Origin of the sequence: Comamonas kerstersii, assembly GCF_008801935.1 — a bacterium.
Lineage (GTDB): Bacteria > Pseudomonadota > Gammaproteobacteria > Burkholderiales > Burkholderiaceae_C > Comamonas > Comamonas kerstersii.
Genome location: NZ_VZOT01000003.1, coordinates 337,119 through 354,507 on the forward strand (window position 1 = coordinate 337,119; position 17,389 = coordinate 354,507).

At 60.8% G+C, this 17,389-nt stretch carries 19 protein-coding genes, 5 tRNA genes and 1 pseudogene; 20 read left to right on the forward strand and 5 right to left on the reverse strand.

Going from position 1 to position 17,389, the window contains the following annotated elements; translation table 11 throughout:
* Positions 1–67: 67 nt before the first annotated feature.
* On the reverse strand, positions 68–526 hold the full coding sequence (locus F7P80_RS06890; protein ID WP_054066251.1) for a DUF2721 domain-containing protein: 459 nt from the start codon (positions 524–526) through the stop codon (positions 68–70).
* A 192-nt stretch (positions 527–718) separates the two neighbouring features.
* Here F7P80_RS06890 and F7P80_RS06895 point away from each other — a divergent pair, with 192 nt between their 5' ends.
* The 10 genes from F7P80_RS06895 (at position 719) to F7P80_RS06940 (ending at position 3,923) form a co-directional block, all read left to right on the forward strand.
* The gene (locus F7P80_RS06895; protein WP_077344541.1) at positions 719–895 is read left to right on the forward strand and encodes a DUF3149 domain-containing protein; all 177 of its coding nucleotides are present in this window, start codon (positions 719–721) and stop codon (positions 893–895) included.
* A gap of 210 nt (positions 896–1,105) precedes the next feature.
* A complete protein-coding gene (locus F7P80_RS06900; protein ID WP_151043574.1) occupies positions 1,106–1,540 on the forward strand; it encodes a YbaN family protein in 435 nt (144 codons plus the stop codon).
* Positions 1,541–1,612: 72 nt separating this feature from the next.
* Positions 1,613–1,688 (forward strand) — tRNA-Asn (locus F7P80_RS06905).
* A 55-nt stretch (positions 1,689–1,743) separates the two neighbouring features.
* Positions 1,744–1,819 (forward strand) — tRNA-Asn (locus F7P80_RS06910).
* 46 nt (positions 1,820–1,865) lie between these two features.
* Positions 1,866–1,941 (forward strand) — tRNA-Asn (locus F7P80_RS06915).
* Positions 1,942–1,988: 47 nt separating this feature from the next.
* Positions 1,989–2,064: transfer RNA gene (locus F7P80_RS06920), tRNA-Asn, on the forward strand.
* A 46-nt stretch (positions 2,065–2,110) separates the two neighbouring features.
* A tRNA-Asn gene (locus F7P80_RS06925) sits at positions 2,111–2,186 on the forward strand.
* A 232-nt stretch (positions 2,187–2,418) separates the two neighbouring features.
* Positions 2,419–2,709 (forward strand): PAS domain-containing protein, encoded by a 291-nt coding sequence (locus tag F7P80_RS06930; RefSeq protein WP_151043576.1) that lies wholly within the window; start codon positions 2,419–2,421, stop codon positions 2,707–2,709.
* 12 nt (positions 2,710–2,721) lie between these two features.
* Positions 2,722–3,372: a PAS domain-containing protein gene (locus F7P80_RS06935; protein WP_151043578.1), complete on the forward strand. Its 651-nt coding sequence runs from the start codon at positions 2,722–2,724 to the stop codon at positions 3,370–3,372.
* Entirely contained in the window at positions 3,366–3,923 is a 558-nt protein-coding gene (locus tag F7P80_RS06940; protein ID WP_249041403.1) for an EAL domain-containing protein, read from the forward strand. Before F7P80_RS06935 ends, F7P80_RS06940 begins: the two co-directional genes overlap by 7 nt.
* Positions 3,924–4,009: 86 nt before the next feature.
* Here the strand turns inward: F7P80_RS06940 and F7P80_RS06945 are convergent, their stop codons facing one another.
* Positions 4,010–4,330, reverse strand: coding sequence for a hypothetical protein (locus F7P80_RS06945; protein ID WP_151043582.1), 321 nt, complete (start codon positions 4,328–4,330; stop codon positions 4,010–4,012).
* Between the two features lie 210 nt (positions 4,331–4,540).
* Between F7P80_RS06945 and aat the strand changes: the two genes are divergently transcribed.
* From aat to F7P80_RS06960, 3 genes are all read left to right on the forward strand, one after another.
* Positions 4,541–5,281 (forward strand): leucyl/phenylalanyl-tRNA--protein transferase, encoded by a 741-nt coding sequence (gene aat / locus F7P80_RS06950; RefSeq protein ID WP_151043584.1) that lies wholly within the window; start codon positions 4,541–4,543, stop codon positions 5,279–5,281.
* A 5-nt stretch (positions 5,282–5,286) separates the two neighbouring features.
* Positions 5,287–6,021 (forward strand): arginyltransferase, encoded by a 735-nt coding sequence (locus F7P80_RS06955; RefSeq protein WP_054064956.1) that lies wholly within the window; start codon positions 5,287–5,289, stop codon positions 6,019–6,021.
* A gap of 92 nt (positions 6,022–6,113) precedes the next feature.
* Positions 6,114–6,911: an IclR family transcriptional regulator gene (locus tag F7P80_RS06960; protein ID WP_151043586.1), complete on the forward strand. Its 798-nt coding sequence runs from the start codon at positions 6,114–6,116 to the stop codon at positions 6,909–6,911.
* Positions 6,912–6,986: 75 nt separating this feature from the next.
* Here the strand turns inward: F7P80_RS06960 and F7P80_RS06965 are convergent, their stop codons facing one another.
* Together F7P80_RS06965 and F7P80_RS06970 are read right to left on the reverse strand one after the other, a co-directional pair.
* A complete protein-coding gene (locus F7P80_RS06965; protein WP_054064954.1) occupies positions 6,987–7,664 on the reverse strand; it encodes an HAD family hydrolase in 678 nt (225 codons plus the stop codon).
* Between the two features lie 158 nt (positions 7,665–7,822).
* Positions 7,823–8,269 (reverse strand): MerR family transcriptional regulator, encoded by a 447-nt coding sequence (locus F7P80_RS06970; RefSeq protein ID WP_054064953.1) that lies wholly within the window; start codon positions 8,267–8,269, stop codon positions 7,823–7,825.
* A gap of 42 nt (positions 8,270–8,311) precedes the next feature.
* Here F7P80_RS06970 and F7P80_RS06975 point away from each other — a divergent pair, with 42 nt between their 5' ends.
* The 6 genes from F7P80_RS06975 (at position 8,312) to pntB (ending at position 16,435) form a co-directional block, all read left to right on the forward strand.
* The gene (locus tag F7P80_RS06975; protein WP_151043590.1) at positions 8,312–10,291 is read left to right on the forward strand and encodes a heavy metal translocating P-type ATPase; all 1,980 of its coding nucleotides are present in this window, start codon (positions 8,312–8,314) and stop codon (positions 10,289–10,291) included.
* Between the two features lie 88 nt (positions 10,292–10,379).
* Positions 10,380–11,006, forward strand: a complete 627-nt coding sequence (locus F7P80_RS06980) for a YitT family protein (protein ID WP_151043592.1) — start codon at positions 10,380–10,382, stop codon at positions 11,004–11,006.
* Positions 11,007–11,069: 63 nt separating this feature from the next.
* Complete coding sequence (locus tag F7P80_RS06985; RefSeq protein ID WP_054064951.1) at positions 11,070–11,567, forward strand: DUF411 domain-containing protein; 498 nt, start codon at positions 11,070–11,072, stop codon at positions 11,565–11,567.
* Positions 11,568–11,600: 33 nt separating this feature from the next.
* A complete protein-coding gene (locus F7P80_RS06990) occupies positions 11,601–12,800 on the forward strand; it encodes a leucine-rich repeat-containing protein kinase family protein (RefSeq protein ID WP_151043594.1) in 1,200 nt (399 codons plus the stop codon).
* 587 nt (positions 12,801–13,387) lie between these two features.
* Entirely contained in the window at positions 13,388–14,998 is a 1,611-nt protein-coding gene (locus F7P80_RS06995; RefSeq protein WP_151043596.1) for a Re/Si-specific NAD(P)(+) transhydrogenase subunit alpha, read from the forward strand.
* A gap of 27 nt (positions 14,999–15,025) precedes the next feature.
* The gene (gene pntB / locus F7P80_RS07000) at positions 15,026–16,435 is read left to right on the forward strand and encodes a Re/Si-specific NAD(P)(+) transhydrogenase subunit beta (RefSeq protein WP_151043598.1); all 1,410 of its coding nucleotides are present in this window, start codon (positions 15,026–15,028) and stop codon (positions 16,433–16,435) included.
* Between the two features lie 65 nt (positions 16,436–16,500).
* On the opposite strand, the gene F7P80_RS07005 is transcribed toward pntB, so the two are convergent.
* The gene (locus F7P80_RS07005) at positions 16,501–17,253 is read right to left on the reverse strand and encodes an EAL domain-containing protein (protein WP_151043600.1); all 753 of its coding nucleotides are present in this window, start codon (positions 17,251–17,253) and stop codon (positions 16,501–16,503) included.
* Here F7P80_RS07005 and F7P80_RS07010 point away from each other — a divergent pair.
* Positions 17,222–17,374 (forward strand): annotated as a pseudogene (locus tag F7P80_RS07010) (IS630 family transposase); the annotation flags it as partial. The gene F7P80_RS07005 and the pseudogene F7P80_RS07010 overlap by 32 nt on opposite strands.
* Positions 17,375–17,389: the final 15 nt, after the last annotated feature.

The following is a 17,389-nucleotide window of genomic DNA, read 5'->3' on the forward strand; positions in this document are numbered from 1 at the left end:
GCGCAGCTGCAAACAACAAGGGCCTGACACACTGTCAGGCCCTGGTTCATTGGGGTCAGCTACTGCGTCATGGCCGCAATTCGCGCCCGGCCTTGAGCACATTGAAGTTCAGCAAATGGGTGGCCAGCACCGTCTCCCACATGAAGCAGCCCAGCGCCGCAATAAAAGACACAACCCCCGCAAGAAAGGACACCACCGCCACGTGGTGGCCTGCCGCCATCCACGCCTGCCCCACAAAGAGCAGCACGATGGTCAGCCCGATCAGAGAACCGCACAGGGTCAGCAGCCCGATGGACCAGTTGGAGATACGGCCGCGCTTGCTCAGATATTCCAGCTCGCGCAGGCCGCGCTCAATCACAGCTTCGTCCTGGCTGGAGCGCACCCTGTCCTCCAGCACCCGTGCGCGATCAATGATGCGCGCCAGGCGTCCAGCGACGGCACTGATCATGCCGGCCACCGCCGTCAGAAAAAACACAGGGGCTACCGCCAGTTGCACGACATGGGTCACGTTGGAAGGTTCAAGCATCAATAAATCTCACACGATTGAAAGCCAATGGGCATCTGCCCAGCAAGAAGTGTGCAGGCATTACGCCCAGGTGCTTGCGCTAGCGCAAAGTGCAGGCCGTTCACCTTTGATGTTTCGCAAACGCCAACCTGCCTGCACACGCAATAGTGACCACATCCCATCCACCTACGACTGTTTGCGAAGGATTTGGCTATGAAGTTGTTGAACGAACTGATCTCCACCGACTATGGTCTGATGAGCTTGGTTGTGATCCTGATTATCATCATCATGGCAGGCTACTTCACCACACTCTTTATGGGAAAGATCGGCAAGAGCAGCGCCGAGCAAGCCAAAAAATCCGCAGAGACTGCCGCTGCCAGCAAGCAGTAGAGGCACACTCCCTTGCTTATCATGGCCTGCTTTGCAGGCCTTTTTTGTCGGCGAAACTCACAACTTCATAGCTGCCAGCGCTTATCCCTGCTGAATTTTCAATATCTATGAATAGCAATCCCTTGTATTGCGAGCGCTAACAGCTTGCATTTCAGGAGCAATTCTAAAGCGCCTCCGCCCCTTCAAGCCTTGCACAGGCACAATAGCTGCATGCCTCAGCCTCCCGAGCCTGCAACCACTGCCAGCCCTACGCCCATTCCCGCGCCCGCTATCGCCCGGCGCTGGTACACCCGCTGGCTGCTGCGTGCACTGGCCGTCACCTCACTGGGGCTGGGCATCGCAGGCGTTTTCATCCCGGGCCTGCCGACCACGGTCTTTATTCTGATTGCCAGCTGGGCCGCCATGCGCAGCTCTCCGCGCCTGCATGTCTGGCTGTGGCAGCACCGCCTGTTTGGCCCCATGCTGCAGAACTGGGCGGCAGGCGGCTATGTCAGCCGGCGCGCCAAATACAGTGCGGCAGCCATGATGGCACTGTGCGCCATCATCCTGTGGATTGCACCCGCCCCCCTGTGGGCACAGGTGCTGGCCAGCAGCTGCATGGCGGTGGTGCTGGTCTGGCTATGGCTGCGCCCCGAGCCTGTCTGAGCGCATTCCGCTTCACTTTTTTTGCAAACTAGGCAAACAGTCAAAAATCCACGTATATAATCTCGGTCTTGTTCCCCGATAGCTCAGTCGGTAGAGCGACGGACTGTTAATCCGCAGGTCCCTGGTTCGAGCCCAGGTCGGGGAGCCAACAATTTGCTTTGATTTGCACTTGCCTTGTCAGGTGCAGGTTGATACCGAAATATTCCCTGATAGCTCAGTCGGTAGAGCGACGGACTGTTAATCCGCAGGTCCCTGGTTCGAGCCCAGGTCGGGGAGCCACAATTGCTAGCCTTGCAATTTCAAAACCAAGGCAACACCGAGATGTTCCCTGATAGCTCAGTCGGTAGAGCGACGGACTGTTAATCCGCAGGTCCCTGGTTCGAGCCCAGGTCGGGGAGCCAACAATTGCTAGCCTTGCAATTCAAAAACCAAGGCAACACCAAAATGTTCCCTGATAGCTCAGTCGGTAGAGCGACGGACTGTTAATCCGCAGGTCCCTGGTTCGAGCCCAGGTCGGGGAGCCACAATTGCTAGCCTTGCAATTCAAAAACCAAGGCAACACCGAAATATTCCCTGATAGCTCAGTCGGTAGAGCGACGGACTGTTAATCCGCAGGTCCCTGGTTCGAGCCCAGGTCGGGGAGCCAAAAGATAAAGCCAAGCATTGTTCACAATGCTTGGCTTTTTTCTTGGTAAATCGCTTTGCCTCTTGGCTGACAATGCCCACCCGCACAGTCGCCGATACTCCAGACGACTGTTGTGCAAAGCTTGCACCCCCTGCAGCGCACCCTGAGACGATGGAACCAGGCATGTACTTCAAGCACTCCCCCGACACCGCACACTGATGACGCAGCGCAGTCATCGAGCCACAGCGCCAGCGTGTCTGCCCGCTCTGGCGCAGATCACCTCGCTGTGCTGGATGAACTGCCGCACATGGTCTGGATGCGCCAGGATGGGCAGCCGCACGGCAACCTGGCCTGGCGTGAGTACACCGGCGGACATGCTCCACAGGACTGGCTGGAGCTGGTGCACCCCGAAGACCAGGCCGCAGCACGCCAGCAATGGCAGCAAAGCGTTCAAGCGCAAAAAACCTTTGAAGCGCAGCTGCGCCTGCGCCGCCATGACGAGCACTACCGCTGGGTGCTGGCGCTGTGCCGCTATCCCTCATAGCACGCACAGGCAGTGCCACTGCTGTCGTTTACCGACATCCACGAGCGCGTGCTGCGCCAGGCCATCCTGCACGAAAGCAGCATGCTGCAAACCTGCATGCTCGACGTGAGCGTGGACTGCATCAAGATTTTGCGCCCCGATGGCTCCCCCAAGCATATGAACCGCTCGGGCTGTATTGCGCTTGGAGAGGCTGAAAACGAGAGCCAATTTGGTATTAAGTGGCTGGATCTGCTGCCACCAGAGATACGGCCACGCGGCATGCGTGCACTCCAGGCAGCACGCCAGGGCAAGAATGCGCGCTTTGCAGGCCTGAGTGTGGCTGGCGGCAAGCCTCAGCACTGGGACAACATCCTCACCCCCATGAAGGGTGAGGACGGCAGGACCATAGGCATTCTGTGCGTCTCGCGTGATGTGACCCTGCAGCGCGAGGCAGAAAAACGCCTGCGATTTGCTTCAGACCACGACGAACTCACCGGGCTACCCAATCGCCGCGCGCTCAAGCAGCGCCTGGCCTACCTGCTGAACAAGTCACATGCTGACGACCACATGCTCGGCCTGCTGCTGGACCTGGACCACTTCAAGCACGTCAACGACACGCTGAGGCCTTCGGCGACTATGAGCTGGCCACACAGCTTGCAGACTTTACCCAGAACCAGGTGCTGAGCGATCTGTCGCAGTGGTCACAGCAGGGCCTGCCGCTGGTGCCTGTGGCCATCAATGCCGCACCCGTGGAATTTCTGCCGGATGACTATGCAGAACGTCTGCTCAGCCGCATGGCCCGATACAACGTCGCTCCGCACTGGATAGAAGTAGAAATCACCGAGCACATGCTGGCAAACCGCGGTGCAGCCTTTGTGGTGCGTGCAGCGCAGCAGCTGAAAGCGGCAGGCGTGCGCATTGCGCTCGATGACTTTGGCACCGGCCACTCCTCATTCACCCACCTGCGCGACTCCCCTGTCCACGCCTTGAAGATTGACTGCGAGTTTGTCCACCGCATGGAGCAGGAAAGCACCATCTACGCCATCGTTCAGGCCATTGCCCAGCTGGGCCCCAACCTGGGTCTGGACGTGATGGCCGAAGGCGTGGAAACAGCCACACACCGCCGCATGCTGCTGGAAGCGGGCTGCACCATAGGACAGGGCTTTTTGTACAGTGAAGCCCTTTGCAGCAAAGAGGCTGCCGAGCGCATGCGCCGCACCCCTGCGGTCATCTAACAGCAAGCAGCAGTCCAGAAAACACAAGGGCGGCCTGAAGCCGCCCTTTGCCAGCAGCGCACACAGCACTCCAGCTGCTCGGTGGTCTACGCAGCCCGGATCATGCCAACGCTGGCAGGCGTGCTGCTGGCACCAGCGCCTTCCGTCTCTGTACACGCTGTACTGACCTGCTTGCCAAGCCCAACCGATGCGCTTTCAGCCACCTCATCATGCGACTGGTGCTCTGCTTCCCAGGCTGCGATTTCTTCTTCCAGGCGGCGGGCACGTTCTGCATACATATCAGCCGACGCCTGGTAATGCTCGGCAGCGATGCGGTGCTCGAGCATGGCCAGTCGCGCTTCCTGCAAATAGCCACGGGTACGCCGGATATAGCGCGGCTCTCTGCTGAAAAGATGTTTCCAACCCATGGCTAAACCTCCTTGGTATCCGCTGGCAACACTGCCATTCCACATAATGTGTTGTCACTGCTGTAACCATAGCTATTTTTGATTTGCTGCCATGTCCCCATAGGACAGCACCCACTGTAGGAACTGCTCTGCATTGACGCAGCAATGACCTTATCCATTGATGTAAGTACACACCTATCAACGCTCTCTACCAAGATTTTCTATCAAGTAATGCAAGCACTGACCTGGCTCGATGCCGATGATCCCTTCCCTCCCGTCGAAGCTGCCTGGGGGGATGACAGCCCCATGCCTGGCCTGCTGGCAGCCGGCGGCACACTCGATGCTGAGCACCTGAAGGAGGCCTACCGCAACGGTATTTTTCCGTGGTTCAGCCCCGGACAGCCCAACCTCTGGTGGTCACCCGACCCACGCATGGTGCTGTGCCCCGAGGAATTCCGCCTGCACCCCTCACTACGCAGGACGCTACGCAAGTTTCTGCGCACACCCGGCTGTGAAGTGCGCATCGACACCAGCTTTCGCCAGGTCATGCAGCACTGTGCAAACACCGCACGCCCGGGGCAGGATGGCACCTGGATCGTGCCCAGCATCATCGACGCTTATTGCGGTCTGTACGCGCAGGGTCTGGCCCACAGCGTAGAAACCTGGATCGATGGCCAGCTCGTCGGCGGCCTGTACTGCGTGGCGCTCGGCCAGGCCGTGTATGGGGAGTCCATGTTTGCCCATGTGAGCGATGCATCCAAAATCGCCCTTGCTGCACTGGTGGCCCTGTGCCGCCACCATGGGGCCACGCAGATCGACTGCCAGCAGGCGACAGCACATCTGGCATCACTGGGTGCCCGCGAGCGCCCCCGTGCCGAATTTCTGGCAGAAGCTGCTCGCCAGCAGCAGCACCCAGCCATGGACTGGCAACTGCACCCCATATACTGGGAGCGACTCGGTATCTCCCTTTGATACGCATGACGCAGCTCAACGATCTGCCGCACTACCAATTGCAGTTCTATGCCACAGCCCCCTACCCCTGCAGCTATCTGCCAGGGCTGGAGGCCCGTTCGCAGGTTGCCGTGCCCAGCCATCTGATTCAGTCAGAGGTCTACTCGGCGCTGGTGGCACGCGGTTTTCGCCGCAGTGGCATGTTTACCTACCGGCCTTACTGCAGCCAGTGCCAGGCCTGCCAGCCTCTGCGTGTGCTGGCGCAGGAATTCCACCCCAACCGCAGCCAGCGCCGCGCCTACAGGCAGCACCAGCATCTGCAGGCCACGGTGCACAACCTGCATTTTTCGCCCGAGCACTATGCGCTGTACCAGCGCTACCAGCATGCACGCCACAGCGGCGGCGGCATGGACCAGGACAACACCGAGCAGTACACGCAGTTCCTGCTGCAAAGCCGTGTCGAGACGCGGCTGGTGGAATTTCGCGACCCCACGGCAGATGGCGCGCTGCGCATGGTCTCCATCATCGACTACCTGGAAGACGGCCTGTCTGCGGTCTACACCTTCTACGAGCCTGATGCACAGGCCAGCTACGGCACCTTCAACGTGATGTGGCAGATTGCCTATGCGCGCAGCCTGGGCCTGCCCTATGCCTACCTGGGCTACTGGATTGAGCAGTCCCCCAAGATGCGCTACAAGGCACTGTTTCACCCCCACGAGGTGCTGCGCGACAGGCAGTGGCAGCGTATGAACAAACCCTGAGCTGCGCACAAGCCGTGCACCCCCAACGCCACAGATGTATCCAACACCCGTAGCACGAGGCTAGAATCCGGCCATCTTGTCTTGGATTTCACATGAAGAAAAACGATCTCGACACCACGCCCGCCAAACCCAGTGTTCAAGTGCTAGAGCGCATGTTTGTCCTGATCGACGTTCTGGCCGCCCGTGAAGAAGCCGTGTCGCTCAAGGAAATCAGCGAGAAGACGGGTTTGCACCCCTCCACCGCCCACCGCATCCTCAATGATCTGGCTGCAGGCCGCTTCGTAGACCGCCCGGAATCCGGCAGCTACCGCCTGGGCATGCGCTTTCTGGAACTGGGCAATCTGGTCAAGGCCCGCCTGAGCGTGCGCGAAACCGCACTGCCCGGCATGCGCCAGCTGCACAAGCTGATCCAGCAGCCCGTCAATCTCAGCGTGCGCCAGGGTGATGAAATCGTCTATGTGGAGCGTGCCTACAGCGAGCGCTCGGGCATGCAGGTGGTGCGCGCCATTGGCAGTCATGCACCGCTGCACCTGACCTCCAACGGCAAGCTGTTCCTGTCCGTCGATGAGCCCCAGCGTGTGCGCGCCTACGCCATGCGCACGGGTCTGGCGGGTAATACGCACAACAGCATCACCCAGCTGCCTGTGCTGGAGCGCGAGCTGCAAAAGATTCGCGACACCGGCGTCGCCTACGACAACGAGGAGCTGGAGCTGGGCGTGCGATGCATGGCCGCTGGCATCTATGACGACCAGGCCAAGCTGATTGCCGCCCTGTCGATTTCCGCCCCCGCTGATCGCCTGGACGAAGGCTGGCTGCCCAAGCTGCAGAGCACGGCCTATGAAATTTCGCAGGCACTGGGCTACCGAGGTCCTGAGCCAACCTGGCGCTGAGCCTCCCCAAAAAAGCCTCAGGTCTTTCCTCACACACAACCCGCCTTGCGCGGGTTGTGCTGCTGGCAGCCGTTCTTAAAAGCTGGCCAGCTGCTGCAGCGATGGGTAGTCCGTAAATGCCAGCGCCTGCGGATACTCACGCACCCGTGGCGTGCCAAAGCCTGCGGAAAACCACACAAAGCGCACACCGGCCGCATCCGCGCAGGCTGCATCCACATGGGTGTCGCCAAAGTACAGCGCATCCTGCGGCGGCACATGCAGCTGCGACAGGGTATGCAGCAGTGGGTCTGGCGCAGGCTTGGGTATACCGCAGGTGTCACGCCCGGTGACGGCATCGAACAAGGGCAAGATGCCCGCTGCTTCCAGACCATGGATGGCCAGGTCGTACTGCTTGTTGGTGCACACAGCCAGGGCAATGCCGCGCTCGTGCACGTACTGCAGCCATTCGCGCACGCCCTCATACAGCGGTGCACTGCCCGCTGGGCGCTCGGCATAAAAGCGCTCGAACAGCGCCCCCAGCTGTGCACGCCCGGTGGGCGGCAGCGGCACGCCACGGTCAATCAGCACATCGGCCATCAGATCAGCCGCCGTGCCAAACATATTGGGCATGCGATAGCCCTCGGGCAAAGGGCCATGGCCCAGGTGCTCCAGGGTCTGGCTGGCAGCATGCACGATGACCTGCTCGGTATTGAGCAAAGTGCCATCCATATCAAACACCATGGCTCGCACGCCACGCCAATCCATGTCCTGCATGTCTTCTCTTTCTCCCGTGCCAGCCAGGCAGACGGGTTCAAAAATTAAAAAGTAGAGCGGCTTGCGCTCACCCCTACTGTATTTGAAATAGTTTTCTATTTGAAATGCTCGTATTTCAAGCGCAAGGCGCTTTTATTTTGAAAGCATTCAAGCTGCGCTCACACATGCCGCTTGACCTGCGTGCCAGGCTCAGGCCGCGTGTCCTGCTCGGCCTGGGCATGCAGGGCTGCAATCAGATTGCAGTGCGGCTGCCTGCCATCGCACAGGTTTTTCAGGGACTGCAGCGCCTTTTCCAGCGCACGCAGCTCCGCCAGCCGCTGCCGCACATGCTGCAGGTGGGCGCTGATGGTGGCCGTGGCAGCATGGCAGTCATCAGGCTTTTGCCCGTCCAGCGCCAGCAGGATGCGCACCTCGTCCAGCGACATGTCCATGGCTCGGCACATGCGGATAAAGCGCAGCCGGTGCAGATCGGCCTCGGTATAGAGGCGATAGTCGTTTTCCTGCCGCATGGCCGGTGCCAGCAGGCCCTGTTTTTCGTAGTAGCGAATATTGGCAGCCGACACGCCGGTGCGTTGTGCCGCTTCTCCTATGCGCAATGCTGTCATGGGGCTTGACCTTGAAGTGACTTTCAACTTTCCAATCATGACATGAACGACAAACACCTCCCCTGCTGCACCTCTCAAGCCCATGCGCACGACGATGCACATGCACACTCCCATGCAGATGCGAACGACCACGGCCACGACCACGGCGTACTGCCCGGCTGGCCCCGCATCAGCGCGGCGCTGATGCTGGCGCTGCTGGCCGAAGCGGCGCACTGGTTCACCCCGCAGTACCCGGCCCTGCACTACGCAGGCATGGCACTGGCCGTGCTGGCCATTGGCCTGGCCGGCCTGGGGGTCTACAAATCTGGCCTGCAAAGCCTGTGGCGGCTGCAGCTGGGCATCCATGCCCTGATGGCCGTGGCCGTAACCGGCGCTTTTCTGATTGGCCAGTGGCCCGAGGCTGCCATGGTCATGGCCCTGTACGCCGCGGCCGAGCGCATTGAAGACCAGGCCATGGACCGCGCACGGCTGGCCATCCGCGCGCTGCTGCAGCTGGCCCCCGACACAGCGCAGGTGGTGCAGTCCGATGGCAGCAGCATCACCATGCCCACGGCCGAAGTACCGGCTGGCGCCACGGTACGCGTGGCTCCGGGTGCACGCATTCCGCTGGATGGCAGCATCACCGCTGGCCACAGCAGCGTGAACCAGGCACCCATCACCGGTGAGAGCGTGCCCGTAGACAAGGCCCCGGGCGATGCCGTCTGGGCAGGCAGCATCAACCAGGAAGCCGAGCTGCAGGTGCAGGTCACAGCCGCCACGGCGGACTCCATGCTGGCGCGCATCGTCCGCGCCGTGGAGCAGGCACAGGCCCGCAAGGCCCCGACCCAGCGTTTTGTCGATCGGTTTGCCGCTATTTACACCCCCATCGTCATGCTGCTGGCCATTGGCCTGGCAGTGATCGCACCGCTGTTCTGGGGCTGGGGCTGGCTGAACGCCATCTACCAGGCCCTGGCCTTGCTGGTGATTGCCTGCCCCTGTGCACTGGTGCTGTCCACACCAGTCACCGTGGTCAGCGCCCTCACCAGCGCAGCGCGCCAGGGTGTGCTGCTCAAAGGCGGCAGCAGCCTGGAAGCTGCACGCCTGCTGCGTACCGTTGCGCTGGACAAGACCGGCACACTCACCACCGGCAAGCCTGCGCTGGTGGACTGGCAGCTGCTGACGACCACCGTACCTGCACCCCAGGCCATGCAACTGGCATGGAGCCTGGCATCGCGCTCTGACCACCCGGTCTCCCGAGCCATTGCGCTGGGGCTGCAAGAGCAGATCACTGCCAGCAGCGAGGCTGAAGCACTGCTGGCCCTGCCAGGCCGTGGTGTGCAGGCCCGCATTCAGGGCCAGACCTATTACCTGGTCAATCTGCGCTGGGCACAGGAGCAGCAGCTGGACAGCCCCGCACTGCAGGCTGCCATCACCGCCCACACCCAGCAGGGCCGCAGCGTCAGCCTGCTGGCAACCGCCACCGAGGTCCTGGCCCTGTTTGCCGTGGCCGACCGCCTGCGCCCCGAAGCTGCAGAAGCTGTAGCCCAGCTGCAGGCCATGGGCATTACACCCGTCATGCTCAGTGGCGACCATCCCGATGCGGTGCGTGCCATTGCAGCGCAGGCAGGCATCACACAGGCTCAGGGCGGTCTGCTGCCGCAGGACAAGCTCCAGCAGCTACAAGCCCTGCAGCAGCAAGGCGCAGTCGGCATGGTGGGCGATGGCATCAACGATGCACCTGCGCTGGCGCAGGCCGACATGGGCTTTGCCATGGGCGGCGCACACAGCACGGGCATGGCCATGGAAACCGCAGACGTGGTGCTCATGAACGACGACCTGCGCCGCATTCCCGCCACCATTGAACTGTCTCGCCGCGCACACGTGGTGCTGTGGCAGAACATTGCACTGGCCCTGTCTATCAAGGCTGCATTTTTTGGACTGGCGCTGGCCGACAGCGCCAGCATGTGGCTGGCGGTACTGGCAGACATGGGCGTGAGCCTGCTGGTGGTAGCCAACGGGCTGCGCTTGCGCCGCATCGGATAAGCACACAAAAAACGAGCGCAATCGCAGTTGGGGTTGCATAATCCTCGCGCTTTTACCGATTGACGCTCAAAAAAATACTCCACCAACCATGCGCTCCGCCTCTGCCCCTTCCGCCCCGCCCCAGCCTCTGCCACACACGCCGCTGGAAGATGCGGCAGCCATACTGACCGGTGTGCTGCTGGTCTCGGTCGGCGTGATCCTGTTCAAGCAGGCAGGGCTGGTGACAGGTGGCATGGCAGGTCTGGCATTTGCGCTGGACTACGCGACCGACTGGAGTTTTGGTCTGTGGTTTTTTGTGCTGAACCTGCCCTTTTACTGGCTGGCGATTCGCAAGATGGGCCTGGCCTTTACGCTCAAGACATTTGCCGCGGTGGGGCTGCTGTCGCTGACGTCTGAACTGCAGTCCTACTATGTCCACATTGACATGGTGCAGCCCGCCTATGCCGCCCTCGTTGGCGGCATGCTCATGGGCATGGGCATGCTGGTGCTGTTTCGCCACCGCTGCAGCCTGGGTGGCTTTGGCATTATGGCGCTGTATCTGCAGGAGCGCTGCGGCTGGCGTGCTGGCTATGTGCAGATGACATTGGACTGCCTGGTCCTGCTCAGCGCCTTTTTCATCGTGGATCTGGAACGTGCCCTGTGGTCTGTCGTAGCAGCACTGACGCTGAACCAGGTCCTCTCCATGAACCATCGCCCTGGTCGCTACGGAGGCTGAATATCTACCCATGCTTGATCTGCCGCGTAGTACAGACCTGCACACAACTGCGAGAATCCGCTCATGACTGCACACACATCCCTGTCCCGCCGCAGCGCTTTGCTGCATGCCACGGCTGCTGCAGCCGCACTGGTCGCTCCGTCGCTGTGGGCTGCCTCCCCCTCACGCATCCCGGTTGAGGTCTGGAAAGACCCCAGCTGCGGCTGCTGCCAAGACTGGATTGATCATCTGCAAGCCAATGGCTTTGCCGTACAGATCCACCACGGCGGCAACAATGCCGTGCGCGCCAAGCTGGGGCTGCCGCCAGAGCTGGGTTCCTGTCATACGGCGCTGGTGGGAGGCTATGTGGTCGAAGGCCATGTGCCCGCAGCCGATGTGCACAAGCTACTGCAGCAAAAGCCCAAGGCGCTCGGCATTACCGTGCCTGGCATGCCCATTGGCAGCCCTGGCATGGACGGCGCCGTCTATGGCGGCCGCAAGGACCCCTATGACGTACTCCTCGTGACCAAGCGCATGCTGGGCAGCGGCGTCAGCACCTCGGTCTTTACCAGCTACCGCTAAGCCATCTGGCGCCCGCACTACACTGGCGCCCGCATGCATACCCTTGAAGACTTAGAAAGCGGCGCGCTGGCTGGTGCGCGCCATGTACGACTGACCCATCTGGGCCTCAGCCACTTCCCCCGCCAGTTGCTGGATCTGGCTGACACGCTGGAAATCCTGGACCTGTCCGGCAACCAGCTCACGGCCCTACCCAATGAACTGGCGCACTTTCCACAGCTGCGCATTCTGTTTGCCTCCTGCAACCCATTCACCGAACTGCCCCGTGTGCTCGGCCAGTGCCCGCAGCTGGAGATGGTGGGGTTCAAGGCCTGCCAGATTCAGCATGTACCCGCAGACAGCCTGCCACCCCGGCTGCGCTGGCTGATTCTGACCGACAACCAGATCAGCCAGCTGCCCGACAGCCTGGGCCAACGCCCACGGCTGCAAAAGCTCATGCTCTCGTGCAACCAGCTGCATGCACTGCCCGATCTGTCTGGCTGCACGCGTCTGGAGCTGCTGCGCATCGCCAGCAACTGCTTCACCACACTGCCAGACAGCCTGCTCACGCTGCCTGCACTGGCCTGGCCTGCAGTGGCAGGCAACCCCATGACACAAAAAAGTGAGCTATCAACGCTTGCTGCATCTGCACAAACGGCCATTTTTTATCAAAATCTGCAACTGCATGAACTGCTGGGTGAAGGTGCCAGCGGCCACATCTACCGCGCCACGGTCAAAGGCAGCCATCAGCCGCTGGCTCTCAAAGTGTTCAAGGCATTGGCCACCAGTGATGGCACGCCGCAGTCAGAACTGGCAGCCGGGCTGGCAGCCGGGGCTCACCCCCACTTGCTCACACCGCTAGCCGCCGTGCATGGCCACCCTGAAGGCAAGCTTGCCATGGCGCTGCCACTGCTTCCCACCGGATATGTGAATCTGGCCGGACCACCCAGCTTTACCAGCTGCACGCGCGATGTCTATGCGCCTGACACGCATTTCAGCCCACAGACTGCCACCCGCCTGCTGGAGTGCGTGCACAGCGCCATCACCCATCTGCACGCCCACGGCATCGTGCATGGTGACATCTACGCCCACAACATCCTGTATGAACCCACCACGGGCAACGCACTGCTCAGTGACCTGGGCGCTGCCGTGCTGACGCGGGATTTGCCCATGACCGTCACTGAACAACTGCAGGCCATGGAGTGGCGTGCGTTCGCCATTCTGGAAGCGGAAGTGCAGACCCGCATCCGGACTTAAAAGCCCGCACTTGAAAAAATGGCCGCCCGAAGGCGGCCCAAGTACTTTCTTCCGTTGCAAAACTGGTGCTTCAACCCAAGCACCAAAATGGTGCGCAAAGTATCCCGTGTTCTGCCCGCGAATCCAACCAATAAAAAACTCTCAGCTTTTTGCTATCTCAGCTAAGTCGTTGCCGCCCTGCCCCAACACAGGGCATTTCCCAGGTCTGCGAACGCGGCAAAAGGCCTTCAATTGTCGCAACAAAGACATTGATACATCTTGTTTAGATAATGCATACATCGCAGTCACCACAAGCGAGTGCTTGCACATGCATGGTGCAAACACCCCAAAAGCATTTCCAAAACAGTGCATTTACGAGAGAAATGCACAAATCCTGTTCATTTTTTGCATGTCGCGCCTCAAAACAGTGCATCCAAACGAGATAGGCACCATCCGAAAGCACGGTGACAAAGGCTTGTAGGATGCGCCCAAGGAATGCTTGCATGACTTCATGCGAGTTACGCATAAGAAGGCATCCGCGATACGCAGGATTCTTGCGCGCCATGACGCGCACCTGACAACGTTTACAAAATTCTGGAGGTCTACCCATGACTGACGCCCCTCACTCCACGCCCCAGCGCATTGGCGTGCCTCGGGAAACGTTTCCCCTGGAAAAGCGCGTAGCTACCGTGCCCGAGGTGGTGGAAAAGCTGATCAAGCTGGGCTTTGAAGTCGTCATCGAAAGCGGTGCTGGCGAGCCAGCGCAGTTCAGCGACGACAGCTACCGCGCCGCAGGTGCCAGCGTCGTGGGCAGCGCCGCCGAGCTGTGGGCAGCTGCGGACATCGTGCTCAAGGTCCGCGGCCCCAGCAGCGAAGAAGTGGCGCTGATTCGACCTGGCACCACCGTCATCAGCTTCATCTGGCCTGCCCAGCACCCCGAGCTGATGCAGCAACTGGCCGACAAGCAAGCCACCGTGCTGGCCATGGACTGCCTGCCCCGCACGCTCAGCCGCGCGCAGAAGATGGACGCGCTGACCTCTACCGCCGGTGTCTCAGGCTACCGCGCCGTGATTGAAGCGGCCAACGCCTTTGGCCGCTACTTCAACGGTCAGATCACCGCTGCGGGCAAGGTGCCTCCGGCCAAGGTGTTCGTCGCGGGTGCCGGTGTAGCCGGTCTGGCTGCCATTGGCACTGCCGCCAATCTGGGCGCCATCGTGCGTGCCAACGACACACGTGCCGAAGTGGCCGACCAGGTCAAGTCGCTCGGCGGCGAGTTCATCAAGGTGGACTACGAAGAAGACGGCTCCGGCGGTGGTGGCTACGCCAAGGTGATGAGCGAGGGTTTCCAGGCAGCACAGCGCCAGATGTACGCAAGCCAGGCCAAGGATGCCGACATCATCATCACCACGGCCCTGATCCCCGGCAAGCCTGCGCCACGCCTGATCACCGAAGAGATGGTCAAGAGCATGAAGCCCGGCAGCGTCATCGTAGACATGGCGGCCGAGCAAGGCGGCAACTGTGAACTGACGGTGCGCGATGAAGCCGTAGTACGCCATGGCGTGACCATCATTGGCTATACCGACCTGGCTTCGCGCCTGGCCAAGCAGTCGTCCACGCTGTACGCCACCAACCTGCTGCGCCTGATCGAAGAGCTGTGCAAGGCCAAGGACGGCAAGGCTTTCGTGAACATGGAAGACGATGCCATCCGTGGCCTGACGGTCATCAAGGACGGCGCCATCACCTGGCCAGCGCCACCACTCAAAACTCAGCCTGCCCCTGCGCCCAAGCCTGCCACAGCGCCTGCTGCTGCCGAGAAAAAGTCCGCCCATGGTCACGGCAGCACCGGCCCGCTGCCTGCCAAGACACTGGCCATCATTTTCGCCATCGCTGCCGTCGCTTTCTGGTTCGTCGGTGCCTATGCGCCCGAGGCCTTCCTGGGCCACTTCACCGTGTTCGTGCTGGCCTGCTTTATTGGCTACATGGTGGTGTGGAACGTCACGCCTGCGCTGCACACGCCGCTGATGAGCGTGACCAATGCCATCTCCTCCATCATCGCCATTGGCGCGCTGGTGCAGATTGCTTCGCCCGCCGCAGGCACCGATGGCCGCCCTGACAGCCTGATTACCTGGCTGGCCTTTGCCGCACTGGTGCTCACGGCCATCAACATGTTCGGTGGCTTTGCCGTGACCCGTCGCATGCTGGCCATGTTCCGCAAGTAAGAAGAACGATAAGAAGGAAGCATTTCAATGTCTCAAAGTCTTGCAACCATGGCCTATCTGGGAGCGGCCATTTTGTTCATCCTGAGTCTGGGCGGTCTGTCCAACCCAGAAACCTCGCGCCGGGGTAATCTCTTTGGCATGCTGGGCATGGCGATTGCCATCCTGGCGACCGTGTTCGGCCCGCGCGTCACCACGGACGGCATTGCCTGGATCGTGGCGGCCCTGGTCATTGGCGGTGGCATTGGCATTTATGCCGCCAAGGTCGTGAAGATGACCCAGATGCCCGAGCTGGTCGCGCTGATGCACAGCCTGGTCGGCCTAGCCGCCTGTCTGGTGGGTTTTGCCAGTTATGTGGACACATCGCTGCATCTGGAAGGCGCAGAAAAAATCATCCATGAAGTGGAAATCTACGTGGGTATTCTGATTGGCGCCGTGACCTTCTCCGGCTCCCTGATTGCCTTTGGCAAGCTCAACGGCAAGATCGGCGGCAAGCCCTTGCTGCTGCCTGCACGCCACTGGCTGAACCTGGTGGCGCTGCTGGTCGTGATCTACTTTGGCCGTGAATTCATCAACGCGCCTTCCGTAGAAGCTGGCATGCCTGCGCTGATCATCATGACCGTGATCGCCCTGCTGTTCGGCATTCACATGGTGATGGCCATCGGCGGTGCAGACATGCCCGTGGTGGTGTCCATGCTCAACAGCTACTCCGGCTGGGCCGCAGCAGCCACCGGCTTCATGCTGAGCAATGACCTGCTGATCGTGACCGGCGCGCTGGTGGGCTCCTCCGGTGCCATCCTGAGCTACATCATGTGCAACGCCATGAACCGCAACTTCATCAGCGTGATTGCGGGCGGTTTTGGCTCTGGCGCCCCCAAGGCAGCCGCTGGCGCTGCCGCACAGCCCCAGGGCGAAGTAGTGCCCATCAACAGCCAGGAAACCGCCGAGATGCTGCGCGATGCCAAGCGCGTCATCATCGTGCCTGGCTATGGCATGGCTGTGGCCCAGGCCCAGCACACCGTGTTTGAAATCACCAAGACCCTGCGTGAAAAAGGGGTCCAGGTGCAGTTCGCCATCCACCCTGTGGCGGGTCGCATGCCCGGCCACATGAATGTGCTGTTGGCCGAGGCCAAGGTGCCCTATGACATCGTCATGGAGATGGACGAAATCAACGAGGACTTCCCGGATGCCGACGTAGTCATCGTGATTGGTGCCAACGACATCGTGAACCCCTCGGCGGCCGAAGACCCCACCAGCCCCATCGCTGGCATGCCCGTGCTGGAAGTGTGGAAGGCCAAGCACACCATCGTGATGAAGCGCTCGATGGCGTCCGGCTACGCTGGTGTGGACAACCCGCTGTTCTACAAGGACAACAACCGCATGCTGTTTGGCGATGCCAAGAAGATGCTGGACGAAGTGCTGACCGCCCTGCGCGGCTGAGCCTGAAGCTTCTGCAAATCCCCCAAAGTGCCTGAGGCCACAAGCCCAGGCGCTTTTTTCATTTTTTATGGCGCGGTCACGGGCGACTTCACTTGCGCTGTGCCGCTGGTGATACCTTCTGGAGAAGTCTGCAGTGACGCAGAAAGGTTGTGCTTGCGCACAAAGCTCACGAACTCCTGCAACGGCAGCGGTTTGCTGTACAGATACCCCTGAAAGCGTGGACAGCCATGCTCCATCAGAAAAGCCTGCTGCGCATCCTGCTCTATGCCTTCGGCCACCACCTTCAGTTCCATGCTCTGCGCCAACCCCAGCAGGGTTTTCACAATGGCCGCACTGTTGTTGTCATGCGGCAGGTCAGACACAAACGAACGGTCAATCTTGAGCGTATGCAGGGGCAGGGGCAGCTGCCTCAGCCAGTGCAGCGATGAAAACCCCGTTCCGAAGTCATCGAGCGAAAAACGCAGGCCGCTGCGCTCGAGCAACTGCATCTTGTGCTGCAGATCGTCCATGTTCAGCGCCATCAGCGTCTCGGTCAGTTCCAGCTCCAGACGCCGTGGCTCTATGCCATGCTGCTGCACAGCACGCAGCACATCGGCCGTAAAGCTGTCCTGCCTGAACTGCGTCTGACTCACGTTCACGGCCAGTTCCAGCTGCGCCATCACCGGGTCTTTCTGCCACTTTTTCAGCTGCAGGCATGCCTGCTCCAGCACCCATTGCCCCAGCGGCGCCATCAGACCATTGCGCTCGGCATGGTGGATGAACACCGAAGGCATGAGCAAGCCATGCTTCACCAGCGTCAAGCAACTCGTCCAGCGCATCGATCACTTCGTCGCCACCCACAACGCGAACTGCCAGCCGTTCAAGTGGACCGCCACCGCAGATTCGATCCTCGAAAAGCTGCATCGACTTTGCTCACGTATCAGCGGGACAGGACACTAGGCCGCCTCAGACACT